Source organism: Campylobacter sp. 2014D-0216 (genome assembly GCF_014931215.1).
Taxonomy (GTDB): domain Bacteria; phylum Campylobacterota; class Campylobacteria; order Campylobacterales; family Campylobacteraceae; genus Campylobacter_D.
This window is the reverse complement of record NZ_CP063089.1, coordinates 1003030-1021318: the sequence shown is the minus strand read 5'-3', so window position 1 is coordinate 1021318 and position 18289 is coordinate 1003030. Positions and strand designations below refer to the sequence as shown.

Genomic DNA, 18289 nt, shown 5'->3' with positions numbered 1-18289 from the left:
ATGAATGAACTAAAACATCTTGCTGTGGTAATGGATGGCAATAGAAGATGGGCAAGAAAAAATGGACTTTTGGAAAAAATAGGATATAGTCATGGTGCAAAGGTTGTAGAAAAGATAATAGAAGTTTGCATTGATGAGAAAATTCAAAATTTAACCCTTTATGCTTTTAGTACAGAAAATTGGCAAAGACCTAAAGAAGAAGTGGAATTTCTTTTTAAATTACTAAATAAATATTTAGATGAGTCTTTGCCAAAATTTATTGCCAATGAAGTGCGTTTTAAGGCTATAGGAAATTTAAGCCTTTTAGATGAATTGACTTTGCAAAAAATACATCATTTTCAAGAACAAACCCAAGCTCATGAGAAATTGTGCGTGAATTTGGCTATTTCTTATGGGGGTAAAGATGAAATAGTAAGAGCGGTTAAAAGGGTGCTTGAAAAAAATCTTGAAATCAATGAAGCAAATATACAAGCCCATTTGGATTTAAGTGAAGATGTGGATTTGTTTTTAAGAGTTGGAAGTGCAAAGCGTATTTCTAATTTTTTATTATGGCAGTCAAGCTATGCAGAAATTTACTTTAGTCAGACTTTATTTCCAGCACTAACTAAAAAAGAAATCGCAAATATTATTGGTGAATTTAAAAAGCGCAAAAGAACCTTTGGTAAATGATTTTTTTCTTTTTGCTTGGTCTTTGTGTGGGGTCTTTTGCCAATGTTGTAATTTTGAGGAGCATTAGCAAGGAAAGCATCGTAAGTTCGCGGTCAAAATGCCCCAAGTGTAAACACCCTTTGAAATTTTATCATTTAATCCCTATTGTTTCTTTTGTATTTTTAAAAGGAAAATGTGCTTTTTGTGAGAGAAAAATTTCTTATATGTATCCTTTCAATGAGTTAATTTGCGCATGTTTATTTATGTATGCATTTTATCTTTTTGATGATTTTTTGAAAAGTATTATTTTTGCCTGCATTTTAGCTGTGTTTTTAGTGCTTTCATGGATGGATTATTTGATCAAAGCAGTGAGTGAAATTTGGCTTTGGCTTTTGTTTATATTAGCTTTTTACTTTGATTTTTTGCAAAATAATGACTTTGATTTTATGTATTTTCAAGAAGGTTTTTTATTTAGGGTGTGTTTTGGCGCAGGCTTGGTATTTTTACTTAAAAGTGTGATTAATTTTGTTAAAAATTTTAAAAAAAGAGATGAAATTTTAGAAAGTTTAGGGGAAGGTGATGTTATAATTATAGCTTTGATTTTTGGAATTTTTGGCTATGAAAAAGGATTTTTGATTTTATTTATAGCTTGTTGTTTAAGCCTTTTAGCTTTTATTAAAGTAGCCAAAAAAGATTATCAAATGCCTATGATTCCTTTTTTGTTTTTTGGAATTTTGATCAATCTTAGCATAGAAAGTATAGTATGAAACTAGTTTATAAGTATTTACTCAATCAATTTTTAAGTACGATGTTATCTTTGTTTTTTACTTTATTTATTATTGTTTCTATTATATTTTTTATACAACTTGCAAAAATCACAGCTTATATCGAGATAACTTTTTTTGAACTAATTAAACTTTATGTGCTTTTACTGCCAAAGATTTTGATTTTCACCTTACCTATATCATTTTTTATTGCTTTGACTTTGGCATTTTATAGACTTTCAAGAGAAAATGAAAGTACTGTGTTGTTTGCTTTAAGTATAGCACCTAGTATGATAGCGAGTTTTTTTGCTAAAATTGCCGCTTTAATTAGTGCCTTTATGCTTACGGTAGTTTTGGTTTTTATACCAATTTCTTTTGAACTTTTTGATAATTTTGTTGATTATAAAAAAATCAGTGCCAAGGTGAGTATAAAAACTGGAGAATTTGGTCAAAGATATGGCGAATGGCTTGTTTTTATCGATGCTAAAAATCTAGATGATATTTATAAAAATATCATTATGTATCATCCAAAGAAAAGTCCACAAGATAAAGAGCAAATTATCATTGCTAAAGAGGGTAAACTTCAAACAGATGAGGGGGTGATTACTTTTAGGCTTGATGAGGGAAAGGCTTATGAGATTAAAGAGGATAATTGGCATATTTCTAGTTTTAAAAATCTTTTGATTAAAAGCAAAATTTCTTCTAAAGACTTAAGTACGCAAAGTTTTTATGGGTATTGGTCTGATGTGACAAGCAATAAAGAAAAGGCAAAAGAATTTGTGATTTATACTTTAATCGCATTATTTCCTTTGGCGAGTGTGTTTTTTGCCTTGTCTTTTGGCATTGTAACTTATCGTTATGAAAAAGGTTTTGCTTATTTGGGTATTTTTGTGATTATTTTTGCGTATTTTACACTTTTGATTAGTTTTTATAATCCTCCATTTGTAGCTATTGCGGTGATTTTTTTAAGTTTTTTGGTAAGTTCTTTGTTTTATTTTAAAAAGAAAATCGTAAGCAAATACTAATGCTTTTAAAACTTACCTTTTCATATGATGGATCGAAATTTCAAGGCTCTGCTACACAGCCGCATAAACATAGCGTGCAAGATACTTTAGCACAGGCTTTGTCGCATTTGGGAATTTATGATAAGCCTTTGTTTGCTTCTAGAACCGATAAAGGCGTTCATGCTTTTAACGCAGTTGCTTGTGTGAAAGCAGGGGAGTATTTTAAGGATTTATCGTATCTAAAAAATAAAATCAATCATTTTGCACATCCATACATACATATAAAGCATATTCAAAAGGTTCAAGATGATTTTCAAGTTCGTTTTGATGTGAAAAAAAGGGCTTATCGATATATTTTAAGCCATGAAAAATATAACCCTTTTTTAGCTTCTTATGTGCATTTTTACCCTAAGATTGACTTGCAATTAGCTCAAAAAATTATATCTATGTTTGAAGGAGAGCTTGATTTTAAACTTTTTCAAAAAGAAGGTTCTGACACCAAAACAAGTATAAGAAAAATGTATAAAACGAGAATTTATACATATAAAAACCATACGATTTTGTATTTTGAAGCAAATGGTTTTTTAAGATCGCAAATTCGAATGATGGTTGCTAGTATTTTAAGGGTGCTTGAAGGTAAAATGAGCCAAAGTGAGCTTTTAGAGCAAATTAGTACTAAAAAAGCTCATTGTAGGTTTTTGGCTCCTGCTAGTGGTTTGTATTTGAGTAAGATTTCTTATCATAATAATGCATGATTTTTTTATGCACAAAAAAAGATAAAAGAATAATCAAAGAACCTATACAAAAAGGTAAAATTTCTACATCTACCCCAAAAATACTCATGTTGATAAAAATACTAATAGGTATAATTGCATTATTCATTAAAGCTAAAACCCCACTGTCTACTTCAGTAGAACCTTTGTTCCATAAAAAATAACCTAGTCCTGAAGCAATGGTGCCAAGATAGATCAGAGCTACCCAAGAACCAAGATTAGATGGTAAGTTGTTATAGTCTCCAAAGATTAAAAAGGCAGGTAAGGTGATACAGATCGCACCTAGATAAAAATATGCAAATGCTTCTTTTTGGCTTAAGTGTGTATGATTTTCAAGTAAAATTTTATAGAAACTTTGTCCTGCACCAAATACTAAATTTGCTCCTTGTATGAGTAAAAATCCATATAAAAAGTTTGAATTGATATTGTCAAATTTTACTATAAAGGCGCCTAAAACACAGACAAAAATACTGATAAAATACCAATATCTAATATTCTTTGAAAATAATCCATAAAATAAAACGACATAAAAAGGAGTGAAAATAGTAAAAAGAGCCACTTCGCTTACACTAAGATATAAAAAAGAATGATAATAAAACAAATTCATCACGCCAAGTTGCAAGGCACCAATGGCGATGAGTTTGAGTTTTAAATTTGTATCGATTTTGAAATTTAAAAAGGGAATGAAAACCAACAATGATAAAAATACTTTTGCAAAAGCAGCAAAAAAACTATCCATTTCTAAAGTAATAAAATGTCCTATTAAAGGAAATGAAAAAGCCCATATAAAGCTTGCTAGTAATAAACTTGGCATTATAAAGCACCTTCTAATTTTAATAAAAATTCTTTGATGAATACCCCGCCATTGTAACCACTAAGGTGGTGTTTTGCGACTACTCTATGGCATGGAATGAAAATAGCAAGTTGGTTTTTTGCATTTGCATTTGCTACAGCCCTAAAGGCTTTTGGATGGTTGATTTGACAAGCTATTTCTTGGTAGGTTCTAGTCTTGCCATAAGGAATTTGAACTAAACTTTGGTAAACTTTTTGCTCAAAAGCACTACCATGTGAAGTTAGTGGGGTATTAAAATGAAAAATTTTTTTCTTAAAATAAAGATCTAATTCTTCTAAAGCTTGGTCTAAAATAAGGTGTTTTTGCTTGCTAAGGTTAGGTTTTTTTGTACTAAAATCAACGCTAAACAATGCATTTTCAGTGCATTGTAGGATAATATAAGCAAAATCAGCCTTGTAAAAACTTTGATACATTTTTTTCCTTATTTTAAACAGATCATTGTATGAATTTTAAATTAATTAATTGTTATTAAAGCAAAAATTTAGTTAAAATAGTAATTTAATTTATATTCAAGGATTCTGTTTGAGAATTTTACTGTTATGTTTAGTATTTAGTTTTCATGTTTTAGCTTTGGAGTATAGCTGTGAATACGTAAAAGAAAACAAAAATGATTTTTTTAAGGAATTTAAACCTGAAAATACGCAAGATTTTACACAGGTAGATTTAAACTGTAAGATTTCTTTAAAAAATAATTCTATCACAAAAAAACTTTATGCGCTTGCTAATGAAATTAGAGGAAGCAATAGTGCTTGTATGGGCGGGGAGTATTTTAGTGATTTAAGAAAATTTGATTTTAAATTATTAAAAATTGCACTTGATCCAAATGCTTATCAAAAAGATCTACAAGATCCTGTTTTGTCGGAAGAAAAATTTTCAAAGCTCAAAGCTTATTTTAGATTTTGGGCTTACCAAAGCATAGGAAATTTTAAGCTCTTTAAAGAATTTTGGAAAGAATACAATAGCGCTATCAATCCGTTGACTAAATACTTTCAAGATGAATTTCACTTGGATAAGGCAAGTGCGATATATTATGCAAGTAATGCATTGAACGAATTTTTAAATTGGGCTGTGGGTGAGACTAAAATTTTTAAAGATATTTCAGATTTTGAAAAATTTGTTGCAAATAAAAATAATTCTTTAGATCAGATTAAAGAGTATATTTATAGTAAGAAAATTAGCAATCTAGAATTAAACAATGGCTTTAAATCTGCACTGTTAAATAATAGAGAAAGTGAGATTATTGCGGAATTTATCAAGCTTGGTGCAAAGATTAATGAGGGCTATGAGTCAGCTTTGTTTTTTGCTTTAGATAATGCAAACAATGTAAAAGTTTTATTAGATAATAAAGCCGAGATTGATTATAAAAACTCTTTTGGAAAAACTCCGTTATTTTATGCGGTAGAATATAATAACTACAAGGTAGCAAAGCTTTTGCTTGAAAATGGAGCTAATGTAAATCAAAAATACATCAATGATAATGAGAAACTATCTATTGCTAATATGGGAAATAATACCCCATATTTCATTACTTTGTGTGCATTGGAGCATACTTCTAAAAATATCTTTATGCATGCGGCAAATTATGCAGATGTAAAAATGCTTAAATTATTGATTGATTATAAAGCAAACTATAAAGAAATAGATGATCTAGGTTTTAATGCACTTGATTTTGCGCTGATAGCAAAAAAAGAACAAAATGCTAAGTATTTAAGAAAAATTGGTTTAAAAGAGAATGAAAATTTAATGTTATATGAAGAGGCGCAGCCATGAAAATTGCTTTGATAACAGGGGTGAGTTCTGGGTTTGGTTTAGAAACTTTAAAGGCTTTAGTCGAGCTTGACTATAAAGTTATAGCTATTGCAAGGCGTGAAGAAAGACTACATAAGTTGCAAGAGCTTTATGGGGATAAAGTGCATCCTATCGTACTTGATGTAAGAGATAAACAAGCTGTTTTTAATGCAATCGATAAGCTACCTCAAGAACTTACAAACATTTCATTGTTAGTTAATAATGCGGGCCTTGCTTTAGGATTGGATGAATTTGATTCTTTGGACATAGAAGATATTGAAACTATGATTGATACTAATATCAAAGGCTTTTTGTATATTGCAAGAGCAGTTTTACCTTTGATGAGAAAAATGCAAAATGCTCATGTGATCAACCTTGGTTCTATTGCTGCAAATGTGCCTTATTATGGAGGTAATGTTTATTGTGGAACTAAGGCTTTTGTGGCGCAATTTTCTAAAGCTCTAAGAACGGATTTACGTGGAAGTAATATTAAAGTAACCAATATCGCGCCAGGACTTTGTAAAACTGAGTTTAGCGAGGTGAGATTTAAAGGTGATGTAAAAAAAGCTGATGGTGTGTATGAAAACACCAAATACATTCAAGCAAAAGATATCGCAAAGATAATAACTTTCGTCATTTCTTTGCCAGAACACATCAATATCAATGAAATAGAACTAATGCCTGTGACCCAAACTTGGGCAGGTACTTTTAGCGAAAAAATATAAAAATTTAAGGAAAAATATGAAAATTTTTTATTTATTACTAGCTCCTTTGTTTTTGTTTGCTGATGCACAAGCAAATGCACATCTTTTTGGAGCTTGGACACTTTTGCCACCTGTGATAGCTATTATTTTAGCTTTTATCACTAAAGATGTGGTGCTTTCACTGTTTATTGGTGCATTAAGTGGTACTTTTATGTTAGGACTTGTTGAAAATAGTATTTATCATGCTATTATCGCTTCTTTTACAGGGTTTATTTCTAAAGTGGTAAACGCTATGGCTAGTCCAGGTAATGCAGGTATTTTACTTCAAGTTTTAACGATAGGTGGAGTTGTAGCACTCATTACCAAAACAGGTGGTACAAAAGCGGTTGCAGTTTGGCTTTCTACTAAGGCTAAACAGGCAAAAAGTTCACAATTTGCTACTTGGTGTATGGGAATTTTTATTTTCTTTGATGATTATGCTAACTCTTTGATCGTAGGACCTATCATGCGTCCAGTTACTGATAAATTTAGAGTAAGTCGTGAAAAACTCGCCTTTATTATGGATGCTACTGCAGCACCAATTACTGGTCTTGCTATTATTTCTACTTGGATTGGGCTTGAAATTTCACTTATTCGTAGTGGTTATGATTTGATTGATAATGCAACTTTTGCTCACCTTGGCATAGCTAAAGAAGAAATCAACGCTTTTGAAATTTTTGTACAAACCTTGCCTTATAGATTTTATAATCTTTTTATGTTGATTTTTGTTGTTTTGACAATTTATACAGGTAGAGAATTTGGGCCTATGCTAAAAGCAGAACTTCGAGCTAGAGCGGGTAAATTTTCTCATGGACATGAGCAAATTGATAATATAGAAGATAAAGTATTGGAACCAAAAGAACATGTAAAATTACAAGCTTCAAATGCGATCATTCCTTTGGCTGTGTTAATTGTATTTTCTTTTATAGGTTTTTATTTTAGTGGTTATAATGCTTTAGATGATGCAAGCATTAAAGCGCAAATTGATGCTGCCCCGCTTAGTTTGTTTGCTTTTAGAGAAACTTTTGGTGCAGCAGATGCTTCTGTGGTATTGTTTCAAGCAGCACTTTTAGCAACTATAGTGGCGATTATTTTAGGAATGTATAGAAAAATCTTTACTCTAAAAGAGGCAATTGCGGTTTGGACACATGGTTGGAGAACGATGATTATGACGGTAATTATTTTACTTTGTGCGTGGTCGCTTGCTTCTGTGATTAAAGATCTTGGGACTTCTAAGTATTTAATCGATCTTTTTTCGGATAAAACACCTATTTATTTATTGCCAACTGCAATTTTTATTTTTGCTTCTATCATTTCTTTTTCAACAGGAACTAGTTATGGTACCATGGGTATTTTAATGCCTTTGGCTATTCCTTTGGCGATGGCTGTTGGGGTGCATAATGACTTAAGTGGCTTAGAATTACACCAGTATATGATTATTAACATTTCAGGTGTGCTAACAGGAGCGATTTTTGGAGATCATTGTTCGCCAATTTCTGATACGACCATTCTTTCTTCTATGGGAAGCAAGTGCGATCTTTTGGCGCATGTTAGTACGCAAATGCCTTATGCTTTGAGTGTTTGTGCTATTAGTATACTTTGTGGTTATTTACCAGTGGCATTAGGGTTGAATGTATGGCTTGGACTTGCATTTGGTATTGTAGCAATGGTAGCCTTGCTTTATGTAGTTGGTAAAAAGGTAGATGCTTAATGCATTTTGAAGAAAAGGTTGCTTTAAATCAAGCATTGTTTTCTTCATTTTTTGATCAAGAAATTCAATGCTTTAGTTCTCCATTAAAAGCTTATAGAACTAGAGCTGAATTTTCTATATATCATCATGAAAATGGAGAAATTACCTATGCAATGCATGAGGATAAAAAGAAAGTTCCTATTACAAATTTTGATATAGCTGATGAAAAAATTCAAAAATTTATGCCTATTTTGTTGCAAAATTTAAATGAGAATTTAAAACATAAGCTTTTTGGAGTGGAATTTTTAGCGACTAAGTTGGATTTAAGTGTAACCTTGCTTTATCATAAAAATATCGAAACCATTATACATGATTTGCAAGAATTATCTACAAGATTAAACCTCAAGCTTATAGCAAGAAGCAGGGGAAAGAAACTTGTTTTTAAAGAAGAGCGATTAGAACAGGTATTGAGTATTAACTCCAAAGAAGTAAAGTATGAGTTTAACAATGACTGTTTTATTCAGCCTAATACTTTCATCAATGAAAAAATGATAGAATGGGTGATAGCTTGTATTCAAGATGATTTTAAACAAGATTTGTTAGAGCTTTATTGTGGATATGGAAATTTTACCATTGCTTTGGCGCAGTATTTTAATCAAGTCTTGGCAACTGAAATTTCTAAGAAAAACATTGAATTTGCATTGAGAAATTGCACTTTAAATGCTATTGAAAATATAAACTTTACAAGACTTTCTAGTGAAGAACTAAGCCAAGCTTTAAAAAAAGAAAGAGAATTTAATCGCTTAAAAGGGATTGATCTAGACGCTTTTGGGTTTTCTCATGTTTTGGTTGATCCTCCAAGAGTAGGGCTTGATCTAAGCGTAATGGAGCTTATTAAACATTATGAGTATATTATTTATATATCTTGTAATCCTGTGAGTTTAAAAGAAAATCTTGAAATTTTATGTCAAAGTCATGAAATTGTGCATTTTGCGTTTTTTGATCAATTTGCCAACACTCCTCATCTTGAATGTGGAGTTTATTTAAGAAAAAAAGCTTAATATAAGTTAGAATTTATATAAGCTTTGCTACTATATAAATAGTTGATTTAATCAATTAATTTTTTACAAAGGATTTCTCATTTTTTTTCAAAAAATTACTTATACTAATAGAAAAATACTCCATAGGATTAATGAAATTTTAGAGCCTTTTGGTTTAAAGTCGAGTGATTGGAGGGTTTTTGTTTATTTGAATTATCATCAAAATAGTGCTTTAGCTCCAATTTGTGAGTATTATCAAATGGATAAAGCTTTGCTTTCAAGAGCGGTGTCTAAATTAGCAAAACTTGGGTATATTGATTTTCTAAAATCTGATGATAAAAGAGAGAAAATCATCACACTTAGCACTAATGGCATGCAAGTATATCATGATGCTAACATTTGTATAAGAGAATACGAAAAAGAGATTTTAAGTATATTGAATATTCAAGATCAAGAAAAGCTTTTAAAATTACTTGATTATATCAATGAAAAAATTTAAGAAAGGTTTTTTCATGGGTCTTAGTAAAAAGTATAATTTATTTAATGTAAATTTTTTCTGTATTTTTGGTATTAATTTTGCGATTTGTCTTGTATTTTATATGAGTACCATATCTTGTACAGATTATGTTTTAGGTGTTTTAAATCTTCAAACTAGCACAGCAGGTCTTATTATGGGTGCATTTGTTATAGGAGCTTTACTTTCAAGGCTTTATTTTGGCTCAATTATTGACAATATCAACATTAAAAAAGTGATCGTTATCTCACTTTTGGTTTATTTGTGTGTGAATTTGATGTATTTGAAATTTTATAATATTTATTTTTTGATTTTAATTCGTTTTTTGGCAGGGGCATGTTATGGGGTTTGTTCTTGTGCGTGTGGCGCGGCTATTGCGAGGATTATCCCTAGTAATAAAAGGGGAATTGGTATAGGTTATTACGCTACAAGTGTAGTTTTAACTTCGGCTTTGGGACCTTTTTTGGCTATAAAACTTGACTCTATCAATGAATTTCAATTAAGCTTTTTGATTGCCTGTGCAAGTATAGTTTTGGCTTTAATTTTATCGATCTTTTTAAAAGTAAGAAGATTTAAAAAACATCACCACCATCATCATGGTAAAAGAAAATTTAGCATTTATCATTATTTTGAAAAGTCAGTATTAGGACTAGCTTTGGTGACTTTTATTTTTGCATGTCCTTTTGGAGCAATAATCGCTTATATGAGTGCTTATACTCAAAGTTTGAATTTAAGCTTTGCTGGTTCGATGTTTTTTGTTGTTTATGCGAGTTTTTCTATGGTGTTTAGACCTATTGCTGGCAAAGTTTTTGATCAGTATGGACCTAACATTATCATGTTTTTTTCTTTTTGTAGTTTTATAGTATGTTTGCTTTTACTTGCTTTTGCGCAAAACTTTTTGATGATTATTCTTGCTGGAATTTTTTGTGCCTTGGGTTATGCAAATGCAGCTTCAAGCGCTCAAGCTCTGGCTATAAAACTTGCCCCTAAGGAAAAAATGGGTTTGGCTAATTCTACTTTTTTTATTGCTTTAGATTTTGGAATAGGGGTAAGCCCTTATTTGCTTGGTATTATCGAGCCAAGTATAGGTTTTGCTAATGTTTATGCACTTTGTATAGTTTTAGTTGCCATTGCTATGGCTTTATATTATTTATTAATTGTTAAAAAATCTACTTGTTAATATAATTTTAGATACAATGCTTTAAAAAAAGGAAAAGCATTGTATGAGATAGAAAAAATACTAAGCTCTATGCAAAATATCGCAGTAGTAGGGCTTAGTCCTAACAAAACAAAGGCTTCGCATTTTGTAAGCCAGTATTTACAAAATTTAAACTATAAGATTTATCCTATTTACCCTAAAGAAGATTTTATTTTAAACGAAAAGGTTTACCGAAGTTTAAAAGAAATTCCTGATGAAATTGATACAGTTGTAATGTTTCGAAAGGCAAGTTATGCTAATGAACTTTTTGAAGATCTTTTGGCGAAAAATATTAAGAATTTTTGGATGCAACTTGGTATTATGAATGATGAAATCATGCAAAAATGTCAAAAATATGGTATAAATTGCGTTCAAGATCGTTGTATAAAAATCGAACTACAAAAAAGGTAAAATCCATGATTGAATTAAATAAAATTTATCAAGCTAAGCAAAAGATCGCAGATTTTGTATTAAAAACTCCTTTTGTGCATTCTTCATTTTTAAGTGAATATTTAAATGCAGATATATTTTTAAAGTGCGAGAATTTGCAAAAAACAGGCGCTTATAAAATTCGAGGTGCATATAATACAATAGCTAATTTATCTAATGAGCAAAAACAAGCAGGTGTGATTGCTGCTAGTGCAGGAAATCACGCACAAGGCGTAGCTATTAGTGCAAGAAAATTTGGTATAGAGGCAGTGATTGTAATGCCTGAGGCAACCCCTTTGTTAAAAGTAAGTGCGACTAAAAATTTAGGTGCAAAGGTGATTTTAAAGGGTGATAACTTTGATGAGGCTTATGCTTATGCATTAAATTATGCCAAAGAGTATAATTTAAATTTTATCCATCCTTTTGAAAACGAAAGCATTATGGCAGGACAGGGTACTTTGATGCTTGAAATGCTTGATGAGATTAGCGATTTAGATATGATACTAGCACCAGTTGGAGGTGGGGGTTTAATTAGTGGTGTAGCAAGTGCTGCAAAGCAAATTAATCCCAATATAAAAGTCATAGGAGTGAGCGCTAAGGGTGCTCCTGCAATGTATGAAAGTTATAAAAATAAACAAATTATTAATTCAAAATCAGTTAGAACTATAGCTGATGGTATTGCGGTGCGTGATGTGAATAAAATCAACTTTGATATTATTCTTGAGTGTGTGGATGATTTTATCCAAGTAGATGATGAGGAAATTGCAAATGCGGTGTTGTATTTGCTTGAAAAACATAAACTAACCGTTGAGGGCGCAGGAGCTTCAGCGGTAGCTGCATTATTGCATAAAAAGATAAATTTAAAAGAGCATAAGAAAATTGGTGTGATTTTAAGTGGTGGTAATATCGATGTGCAAATGCTAAATATCATCATAGAAAAAGGTTTATTTAAAGCCTTTAGAAAAATGCACATTAATGTAACCTTAATCGATAAACCAGGGGCATTGAGTGCCTTAAGTGATGCTATAAAAGAAGCTAAAGCAAATATAGTCAAAATTGATTATGATAGATTTTCTACTAAATTAGACTACGGCGATGCAATGATTTCTATCACTTTAGAGACAAAGGGTAAAGAACATCAAGAATTGGTTCGAAAAATTCTTTTTGAAAAGGGATTTAATTTTAACGAAATTTTATAATAAATGAAATATAATGCATTATAAATAAAATCACAATTAAGGATGTCAATGTCGCGAGAAAAAATTCTAGAGCCAGATACACTCATAACCTCTAAAACAGATTTAAAGGGCGATATTATATATGCTAATGATGATTTTTTAAAATATGCGGGTTATAAAATGCAGGAAATTTTATATAAACCACATAATATCGTTCGTCATCCTGATATGCCAAAAACAGTTTTTAAGTGCTTATGGGATTATATACAAGATGGCAAGGAAATATTTGCTTTTGTAAAAAATAAAACCAAGCAAAATGATTATTACTGGGTTTTTACAAATGTTACAGCTTCTTTTGATTCGCAAGGGAATATTATTAATTATTATTCGGTTAGAAGAAAACCTAAAAGAGAAGCTATACCCACTATAGAGCAAGTGTATAAAATTCTTTTAGAGGCTGAGCAAAATGGTGGTATTAAAGCAGGGGTTGATGAGCTCGTAAAAATAGTAAATTCTTATGGTATGAGTTATAATCAGCTCATTTTAGAGCTACAAAAATGAATTTGATAAAAAATTATTTAAAAAATATTTTTTTCGTTTGAGATATAATCACACACTTTTAATTTTGAACTAAGGGGCTGTATATGTCTTCGGAAAAAGTTTTAACTTCAGATGTTTTGATTACATCAAAGACAAACTTAAGAGGTGAGATTATCTATGCTAATGAGGATTTTTTAAATTACTCTGATTATAAAATCGATGAGATTTTATATAAACCCCACAGCATTATGCGTCATGCAGACATGCCTAGGACGGTTTTTAAATATTTATGGGATAATATCCAGCAGAAAAAAGAAGTTTTTGCTTTTGTTAAAAATAAAACAAAATTCAATGATTATTACTGGGTATTTGCAAATGTTACTGCTTCGTGTGATGCAAGTGGAAATATTTTAAATTATTATTCGGTGAGAAGAAAACCGAAAATAGAAGCCGTAAAAACAATTGAGGAAATTTATAAAGTTCTTTTGAGAAAAGAAAAGGATAATGGTATAAAAGCAGGGCTTGAGGAACTAAATGCAGTGGTGAAATCTTACGGAATGACTTATAATGAATTAATGATGAGTATCCAAAAATAATTAAAAGGATTTTTAATGAAAAATATTTTACTTATTGGTGCTGGTTTAAGCATATTGGCTTGTGGGAGCTCTTTGTATTTTGCAGAGCATGTTTCATTTGGATTTTTTTTGATTTTATTTGTTTTGCTTGGATGTGCCTTAGTTATTTTAAGAAAAGAAGAACAATTCAGTGATAAAATTTTAGATCTTAGTAGAGAGCTTAAAAATGGAAATTTTGATTCTAGAATTGTTTATATCAAATGTTACAATAAAAAATTTAAAGAAATTGCAGACAATCTTAATAATACCATAGATGGCCTAGAAGCTTATTTAAGAGAAATTAATACTTCAATTGCTTGTTCACAAAAAGGTGAGTATTTTAGAAGAGCTATTCCTGAGGGCTTAAAAGGTATTTTTGTGCATAATATCAACTTTATTAATAAAGCTTTAGATGAAATAGAAAAGACTGGTAAAATGGTGTTTAAAAATGCACTATCTAGAGAGCTTATGGATTTAAGCCTAAACAGTCAAAATCAAAACTTGCTAAAATTATCTACTAATCTTAATGCAATCATTAAACTTATGAGAAGAGTTTTTCAAGATGTGAAGCTTATTTCTGATACTGCGCAAAAAAATGGTATTGAGATTGGTGGTTTGCAAGAGTCTATAGGATTTATGATGCAAGTTGCAAATGAAAGTAAAAATGCTGTAGATACTTTTGCTTCTAACTCACAAAATATCAATGCAATTGTTGAAGTTATTAGAGATATTGCAGATCAAACTAATTTACTTGCTTTAAATGCTGCTATAGAAGCTGCTAGAGCAGGAGAGCATGGACGTGGTTTTGCGGTGGTTGCTGATGAGGTGAGACAACTTGCTGAAAAAACTCAAAAAGCAACAGGTGAGATTACTCTAGCGATTCAAGTTATGAATCAAGAAATTGGATCAATACAAGAAAATAGTGAAAAGGTTTATGGTATTGCAAGCTCTTCTGATGCGAAAATTTTGGACTTTAGTCAAGCATTTAAAGATCTTGAAGATAAAAGCTTGCGTTTAGGGGAAGATTTTGTTAGCTTTGCTTCAGATTTAACTCTTTCTGCTATGAAGATAGATCATATTTTATATAAATCTGATGTATATTTAACACTTAATGGTTCTCAAGATAGACTTCAAAATTTAGATCCTATTTCTACTTTATGTAAAGATGAAGATGCAAAAAGCATTTTCTGTCCTTTGATTCCACCTAGAGAGTTAGAAGCTAAAAGTCAGTTGATACAAAATGTTGCAAATAAAGCAGTTGAGCTTTCTAAGAAAGATAATATAAGTAAAAATGATTATGATTGCATTATAGGCGACATACAAGAATTAGAAAAAGAAAGTAAGATTATCATGGATAAACTAGAAGCTTAAGAGCTTCTAGTTTTACTTATACAAGAGCTATTTTTAAAACTTCACTTAAAGTCTTCACACCTATAATTTTCATATTTTTAACTACTTCTTCAGGAATATCTTTTAAATCTCTCTCGTAATTTTTGTGTGGAATGATAGCTGTTTTAATATCTGCTTTGTATGCGGCGATTAATTTTTCTTTTAAGCCTCCTATTGGTAAGACATTTCCCATTAGGTCGATTTCTCCAGTCATTGCTACATCTGATCGAACTTTTTTATCGCTAAAAATTGATGCAATGGCAGTGGTGATAGTAATACCCGCGCTTGGTCCATCTTTTGGTGTGGCGCCATCTGGTACATGAATGTGAAGATTGTATTGATTGTAAATGCTTTCATCTTCTTTATAGGAAAGATTTTTTGGTGCTTTAATTTGCCCCTCATCGATTAAATTTTTAATAAGACTTTGGGCAATTTTTGCTGATTCTTTCATCACATCACCCAAGCTTCCTGTAAGGGTTAATTCGCCTTTACCTTTAATTTTAATCGCTTCGATTTTTAGTACATCACCACCTACTGCGGTCCATGCTAGACCGTTGACTTGTCCTATTTTATTTTCTTTTTCATGTTTTTCGATCTCAAAAACTTTTTTATTTAAAAAATCTTTGAGATTTTGGGTAGTGATTTGAATACTAGTGTCATCTTCTAGTAAAAGTTTTTTGACACATTTTCTGCATACTTCTGCAACTTTTCTTCTTAAATTTCTTACACCTGATTCTCTTGTGTATTCAGTGACTATTAATTCTATAGCTTCATCATCAAAGCTAATTTCATTTTCTTTTAATCCGTGTTTTTTTATTTCATCAGGTATGAGATAGTTTTTTGCTATTTGGAATTTTTCTTGTGGAGTATAAGAACTAAGCTCAATAAATTCCATTCTATCTTTTAGTGCAGGTGGAATTAAACTTGCATCATTTGCAGTAGCAATAAAGATGATTTTACTTAGGTCAATGTTGAAATTTAAGTAATAATCCCTAAATTTTGTATTTTGTTCAGGATCTAAAATTTCAAGTAAAACCGCACTTGGATCTCCTCTGTGATTACGACTTAGTTTATCAATCTCATCAAGTACAACCACAGGATTGCTTTGTTTTGCTTCTATTAGCCCTTGTATAATACGCCCTGGCATTGCTCCTATATAGGTTCTTCTGTGTCCTCTTAGTTCATTTACATCTTCTAAGCCACCTAAGGCTATGCGGACTAATTCCCTTTTTAATGCCTTGGCAACTGAATTAGCCAAAGAGGTTTTACCAACGCCCGGAGGACCTACTAAACATAAAATAACCTTTGCACCATCTCTGTCTTTGATTTTACGTTTTTCCAAAAGCTCTTTTACTGCAAAATACTCCTCAATGCGATCTTTTGGTTTTTCTAGAGCATAGTGGTCGCTATTGAGTTGTAAGGATACATCTTTTAAGTTAAGTTTTTTCTTTGAAGAGTGTTCAAAAGGTATATCTAAAACGGTTTCAATGTAAGTTTGCACCATAGATGCTTCTGAATTGTCTTGATGAATTCTTTCGTATTTTTGAATTTGTTTTTTGATCTCTTTGTAAGCATCTTCATACATAAAAGCTTTTTTCTTTTCTAGCTTTTTGTTGTATTCTTCCACTTCGCTTTCTTTTTGTATATCACTTCCAAGCTCTCTTTGAATTTGCTTGAGCTGTTCTTTTAGGAAGTATTCTTTATTGACTTTATCTATTTTAGAATGAACTTTATTTTTGATTTCTTTTTGAATTTTATTTGCTTCAATTTCTTTAGCTAAATAATCGATCAAATTTAATAGTTTGGTTTCTAAATTAGTTTCAATGAAAAACTCATAAGCTTGTTGTTTTTTGATTTTGATAGAATTGAGTATCAAATCACAAATTCTACTAGGTTCAACATCTTCTTCTATAGTTCGTAAAAGATCAGGTGGAAAATAATGGCTAACCGTAGATAAAGCTTTAGCTTTTTCTCTGACCACTTCAATAATAGCTTCTTTTTTTGTATTGCAAATAGGCTCTTGATGGATTAAATCTACTAAGGCAAATAAAGGATCATCTGAAATTTTATCTACGATTTTAGCTTTAGCATAACCTTGAAATAAAATTTTAATCCTACCATCGGGTAGTGGAACTTTTCTCATGATTGTTCCAATCACCCCACAGTCATAAATATCATCAAAGCCACGTCCACCTTCAATCTTTGAAGGTGCAACAAAGATCATGCTTTCATTTTGCAAAGCAGTATCTAAAGCTTTGATGTTTTGCATATCATTTAAAAAAATTGGTGTAATCATAAAAGGGTATAAAAAAAGCTCATCTTCTACAAGTACGGGAAGTTTTGCTGGATAATTTTGAGTATTTTCTAGTTTCATTACATTATACCTTCTTCAAATATTTTTCTATACCATGGAAGTTCTGGTTTGATCATTTCGATTGTGTTAAAATCGGAATTTTCTATTTTTTGCTTATAAATTTCATAACTTTGTTCTCTATCTTTTTTTTCATACAATTTTGCAATGCTTGTATCAAGATAAAAAACCGCAAGATTAAATTTGGTTAACATGGTGTCAATGAGATCATTATATTGTACATTAGGATAGTTTTGGTTGTACTCTTTGATTTCTTCTATGGTTTTAAGCATTAATGCTTGATTGCGATTTGGAACCGCAAAAGAGTCAAATTTAGCTTTGATTTTTAAATATCTTATGTATGCGATATTTTTAGAATCACCAAATTTATTTAAATATTCATCAAGATAAAAATTTGCCATTTCATATTCTTCTTCATTAATATGAGCTTGTGCTAAGATAAGCAAAGTTTGTTCTAGTAAAGGATCAGCAATATGTTCAGCTGCCATGGAAGTATAGTGCTTATCAGCTGCTTCAAGATTTTTTTCTTGTAAATCTTTAATGATTTGTTGATACCACTCCATAGAACTAAGATTATATAAATCTTCTGCTTTTTTAGAACTGCATGCCCCTAAGAATAATCCTATTATTATAAGCGAAAAAATAAAATTTTTTTTCATATATATCACCTTGTAAATTTAATAATTTATAATTATAATGTTTTTATGTTTATGAAAATGTTAATTTTAAAAAATTCAATTTTACATTCAAAAT

The 18289-nt window shown here is 30.6% G+C and carries 18 protein-coding genes and 1 pseudogene; 15 read left to right on the top strand and 4 right to left on the bottom strand.

Translation table 11 applies throughout. The features are described from left to right. Genes uppS through truA form a run of 4 tightly spaced genes read left to right on the top strand, consistent with a single transcriptional unit; the run spans position 1 to position 3171 of the window. Positions 1 to 669: a polyprenyl diphosphate synthase gene (gene uppS / locus A0083_RS05140; protein WP_197552596.1), complete on the top strand. Its 669-nt coding sequence runs from the start codon at positions 1 to 3 to the stop codon at positions 667 to 669. After that, positions 666 to 1415, top strand: a complete 750-nt coding sequence (locus A0083_RS05135) for a prepilin peptidase (RefSeq protein ID WP_197552594.1) — start codon at positions 666 to 668, stop codon at positions 1413 to 1415. Before uppS ends, A0083_RS05135 begins: the two co-directional genes overlap by 4 nt. Next, the gene (locus tag A0083_RS05130; protein ID WP_120759277.1) at positions 1412 to 2437 is read left to right on the top strand and encodes an LptF/LptG family permease; all 1026 of its coding nucleotides are present in this window, start codon (positions 1412 to 1414) and stop codon (positions 2435 to 2437) included. The genes A0083_RS05135 and A0083_RS05130 overlap by 4 nt, the downstream gene beginning before the upstream one ends. Beyond that, entirely contained in the window at positions 2437 to 3171 is a 735-nt protein-coding gene (truA, locus tag A0083_RS05125; RefSeq protein WP_197552592.1) for a tRNA pseudouridine(38-40) synthase TruA, read from the top strand. Before A0083_RS05130 ends, truA begins: the two co-directional genes overlap by 1 nt. On the opposite strand, the gene A0083_RS05120 is transcribed toward truA, so the two are convergent. Next, entirely contained in the window at positions 3125 to 4003 is an 879-nt protein-coding gene (locus tag A0083_RS05120) for an EamA family transporter (protein ID WP_197552590.1), read from the bottom strand. The two genes, truA and A0083_RS05120, sit on opposite strands and share 47 nt — an antisense overlap. Further along, a complete protein-coding gene (locus A0083_RS05115) occupies positions 4003 to 4455 on the bottom strand; it encodes a methylated-DNA--[protein]-cysteine S-methyltransferase (RefSeq protein ID WP_197552588.1) in 453 nt (150 codons plus the stop codon). The genes A0083_RS05120 and A0083_RS05115 overlap by 1 nt, the downstream gene beginning before the upstream one ends. Before the next feature lie 109 nt (positions 4456 to 4564). On the opposite strand from A0083_RS05115, the gene A0083_RS05110 reads away from it, so the two are divergent. The 11 genes and pseudogenes from A0083_RS05110 to A0083_RS08295 form a co-directional block, all read left to right on the top strand. Beyond that, positions 4565 to 5812, top strand: coding sequence for an ankyrin repeat domain-containing protein (locus tag A0083_RS05110; RefSeq protein WP_197552586.1), 1248 nt, complete (start codon positions 4565 to 4567; stop codon positions 5810 to 5812). Continuing rightward, positions 5809 to 6555, top strand: a complete 747-nt coding sequence (locus A0083_RS05105) for an SDR family NAD(P)-dependent oxidoreductase (RefSeq protein WP_197552584.1) — start codon at positions 5809 to 5811, stop codon at positions 6553 to 6555. The genes A0083_RS05110 and A0083_RS05105 overlap by 4 nt, the downstream gene beginning before the upstream one ends. Before the next feature lie 16 nt (positions 6556 to 6571). Further along, entirely contained in the window at positions 6572 to 8284 is a 1713-nt protein-coding gene (locus A0083_RS05100) for a Na+/H+ antiporter NhaC family protein (protein ID WP_120759267.1), read from the top strand. Next, the gene (trmA, locus tag A0083_RS05095; RefSeq protein ID WP_197552583.1) at positions 8284 to 9324 is read left to right on the top strand and encodes a tRNA (uridine(54)-C5)-methyltransferase TrmA; all 1041 of its coding nucleotides are present in this window, start codon (positions 8284 to 8286) and stop codon (positions 9322 to 9324) included. The genes A0083_RS05100 and trmA overlap by 1 nt, the downstream gene beginning before the upstream one ends. 58 nt (positions 9325 to 9382) lie before the next feature. Continuing rightward, positions 9383 to 9802: a MarR family winged helix-turn-helix transcriptional regulator gene (locus A0083_RS05090; RefSeq protein ID WP_332089118.1), complete on the top strand. Its 420-nt coding sequence runs from the start codon at positions 9383 to 9385 to the stop codon at positions 9800 to 9802. A 13-nt stretch (positions 9803 to 9815) separates the two neighbouring features. After that, a complete protein-coding gene (locus A0083_RS05085; RefSeq protein WP_197552579.1) occupies positions 9816 to 10997 on the top strand; it encodes an MFS transporter in 1182 nt (393 codons plus the stop codon). A 69-nt stretch (positions 10998 to 11066) separates the two neighbouring features. Further along, the gene (locus A0083_RS05080) at positions 11067 to 11426 is read left to right on the top strand and encodes a CoA-binding protein (RefSeq protein ID WP_120759303.1); all 360 of its coding nucleotides are present in this window, start codon (positions 11067 to 11069) and stop codon (positions 11424 to 11426) included. A 5-nt stretch (positions 11427 to 11431) separates the two neighbouring features. Further along, positions 11432 to 12643, top strand: coding sequence for a threonine ammonia-lyase (gene ilvA / locus A0083_RS05075; protein WP_197552577.1), 1212 nt, complete (start codon positions 11432 to 11434; stop codon positions 12641 to 12643). A 48-nt stretch (positions 12644 to 12691) separates the two neighbouring features. Continuing rightward, positions 12692 to 13183 (top strand): PAS domain-containing protein, encoded by a 492-nt coding sequence (locus A0083_RS05070; protein WP_197552575.1) that lies wholly within the window; start codon positions 12692 to 12694, stop codon positions 13181 to 13183. Between the two features lie 83 nt (positions 13184 to 13266). Beyond that, the gene (locus A0083_RS05065; RefSeq protein WP_197552573.1) at positions 13267 to 13758 is read left to right on the top strand and encodes a PAS domain-containing protein; all 492 of its coding nucleotides are present in this window, start codon (positions 13267 to 13269) and stop codon (positions 13756 to 13758) included. Between the two features lie 717 nt (positions 13759 to 14475). Continuing rightward, positions 14476 to 15147: pseudogene (locus A0083_RS08295) on the top strand (methyl-accepting chemotaxis protein); the annotation flags it as partial. Between the two features lie 16 nt (positions 15148 to 15163). On the opposite strand, the gene lon reads toward A0083_RS08295, so the two are convergent. Both lon and A0083_RS05050 read right to left on the bottom strand, forming a co-directional pair. Continuing rightward, positions 15164 to 17539: an endopeptidase La gene (lon, locus tag A0083_RS05055; protein ID WP_197552569.1), complete on the bottom strand. Its 2376-nt coding sequence runs from the start codon at positions 17537 to 17539 to the stop codon at positions 15164 to 15166. After that, the gene (locus A0083_RS05050) at positions 17539 to 18195 is read right to left on the bottom strand and encodes an outer membrane protein assembly factor BamD (RefSeq protein ID WP_197552567.1); all 657 of its coding nucleotides are present in this window, start codon (positions 18193 to 18195) and stop codon (positions 17539 to 17541) included. Before A0083_RS05050 ends, lon begins: the two co-directional genes overlap by 1 nt. Positions 18196 to 18289 lie beyond the last annotated feature (94 nt).

What these genes read in the sequence shown, in the direction of transcription:
- A0083_RS05065 (WP_197552573.1), top strand. Translation starts at nt 13,267, where the DNA reads ATGTCTTCGGAAAAAGTTTTAACTTCAGATGTTTTGATTACATCAAAG.
- uppS (WP_197552596.1), top strand. Translation starts at nt 1, where the DNA reads ATGAATGAACTAAAACATCTTGCTGTGGTAATGGATGGCAATAGAAGA.
- truA (WP_197552592.1), top strand. Translation starts at nt 2,437, where the DNA reads ATGCTTTTAAAACTTACCTTTTCATATGATGGATCGAAATTTCAAGGC.
- ilvA (WP_197552577.1), top strand. Translation starts at nt 11,432, where the DNA reads ATGATTGAATTAAATAAAATTTATCAAGCTAAGCAAAAGATCGCAGAT.
- A0083_RS05070 (WP_197552575.1), top strand. Translation starts at nt 12,692, where the DNA reads ATGTCGCGAGAAAAAATTCTAGAGCCAGATACACTCATAACCTCTAAA.
- trmA (WP_197552583.1), top strand. Translation starts at nt 8,284, where the DNA reads ATGCATTTTGAAGAAAAGGTTGCTTTAAATCAAGCATTGTTTTCTTCA.
- A0083_RS05050 (WP_197552567.1), bottom strand. Translation starts at nt 18,195, where the DNA reads ATGAAAAAAAATTTTATTTTTTCGCTTATAATAATAGGATTATTCTTA.
- A0083_RS05100 (WP_120759267.1), top strand. Translation starts at nt 6,572, where the DNA reads ATGAAAATTTTTTATTTATTACTAGCTCCTTTGTTTTTGTTTGCTGAT.
- A0083_RS05105 (WP_197552584.1), top strand. Translation starts at nt 5,809, where the DNA reads ATGAAAATTGCTTTGATAACAGGGGTGAGTTCTGGGTTTGGTTTAGAA.
- A0083_RS05080 (WP_120759303.1), top strand. Translation starts at nt 11,067, where the DNA reads ATGCAAAATATCGCAGTAGTAGGGCTTAGTCCTAACAAAACAAAGGCT.
- A0083_RS05115 (WP_197552588.1), bottom strand. Translation starts at nt 4,455, where the DNA reads ATGTATCAAAGTTTTTACAAGGCTGATTTTGCTTATATTATCCTACAA.
- A0083_RS05130 (WP_120759277.1), top strand. Translation starts at nt 1,412, where the DNA reads ATGAAACTAGTTTATAAGTATTTACTCAATCAATTTTTAAGTACGATG.
- A0083_RS05120 (WP_197552590.1), bottom strand. Translation starts at nt 4,003, where the DNA reads ATGCCAAGTTTATTACTAGCAAGCTTTATATGGGCTTTTTCATTTCCT.
- lon (WP_197552569.1), bottom strand. Translation starts at nt 17,539, where the DNA reads ATGAAACTAGAAAATACTCAAAATTATCCAGCAAAACTTCCCGTACTT.
- A0083_RS05135 (WP_197552594.1), top strand. Translation starts at nt 666, where the DNA reads ATGATTTTTTTCTTTTTGCTTGGTCTTTGTGTGGGGTCTTTTGCCAAT.
- A0083_RS05085 (WP_197552579.1), top strand. Translation starts at nt 9,816, where the DNA reads ATGGGTCTTAGTAAAAAGTATAATTTATTTAATGTAAATTTTTTCTGT.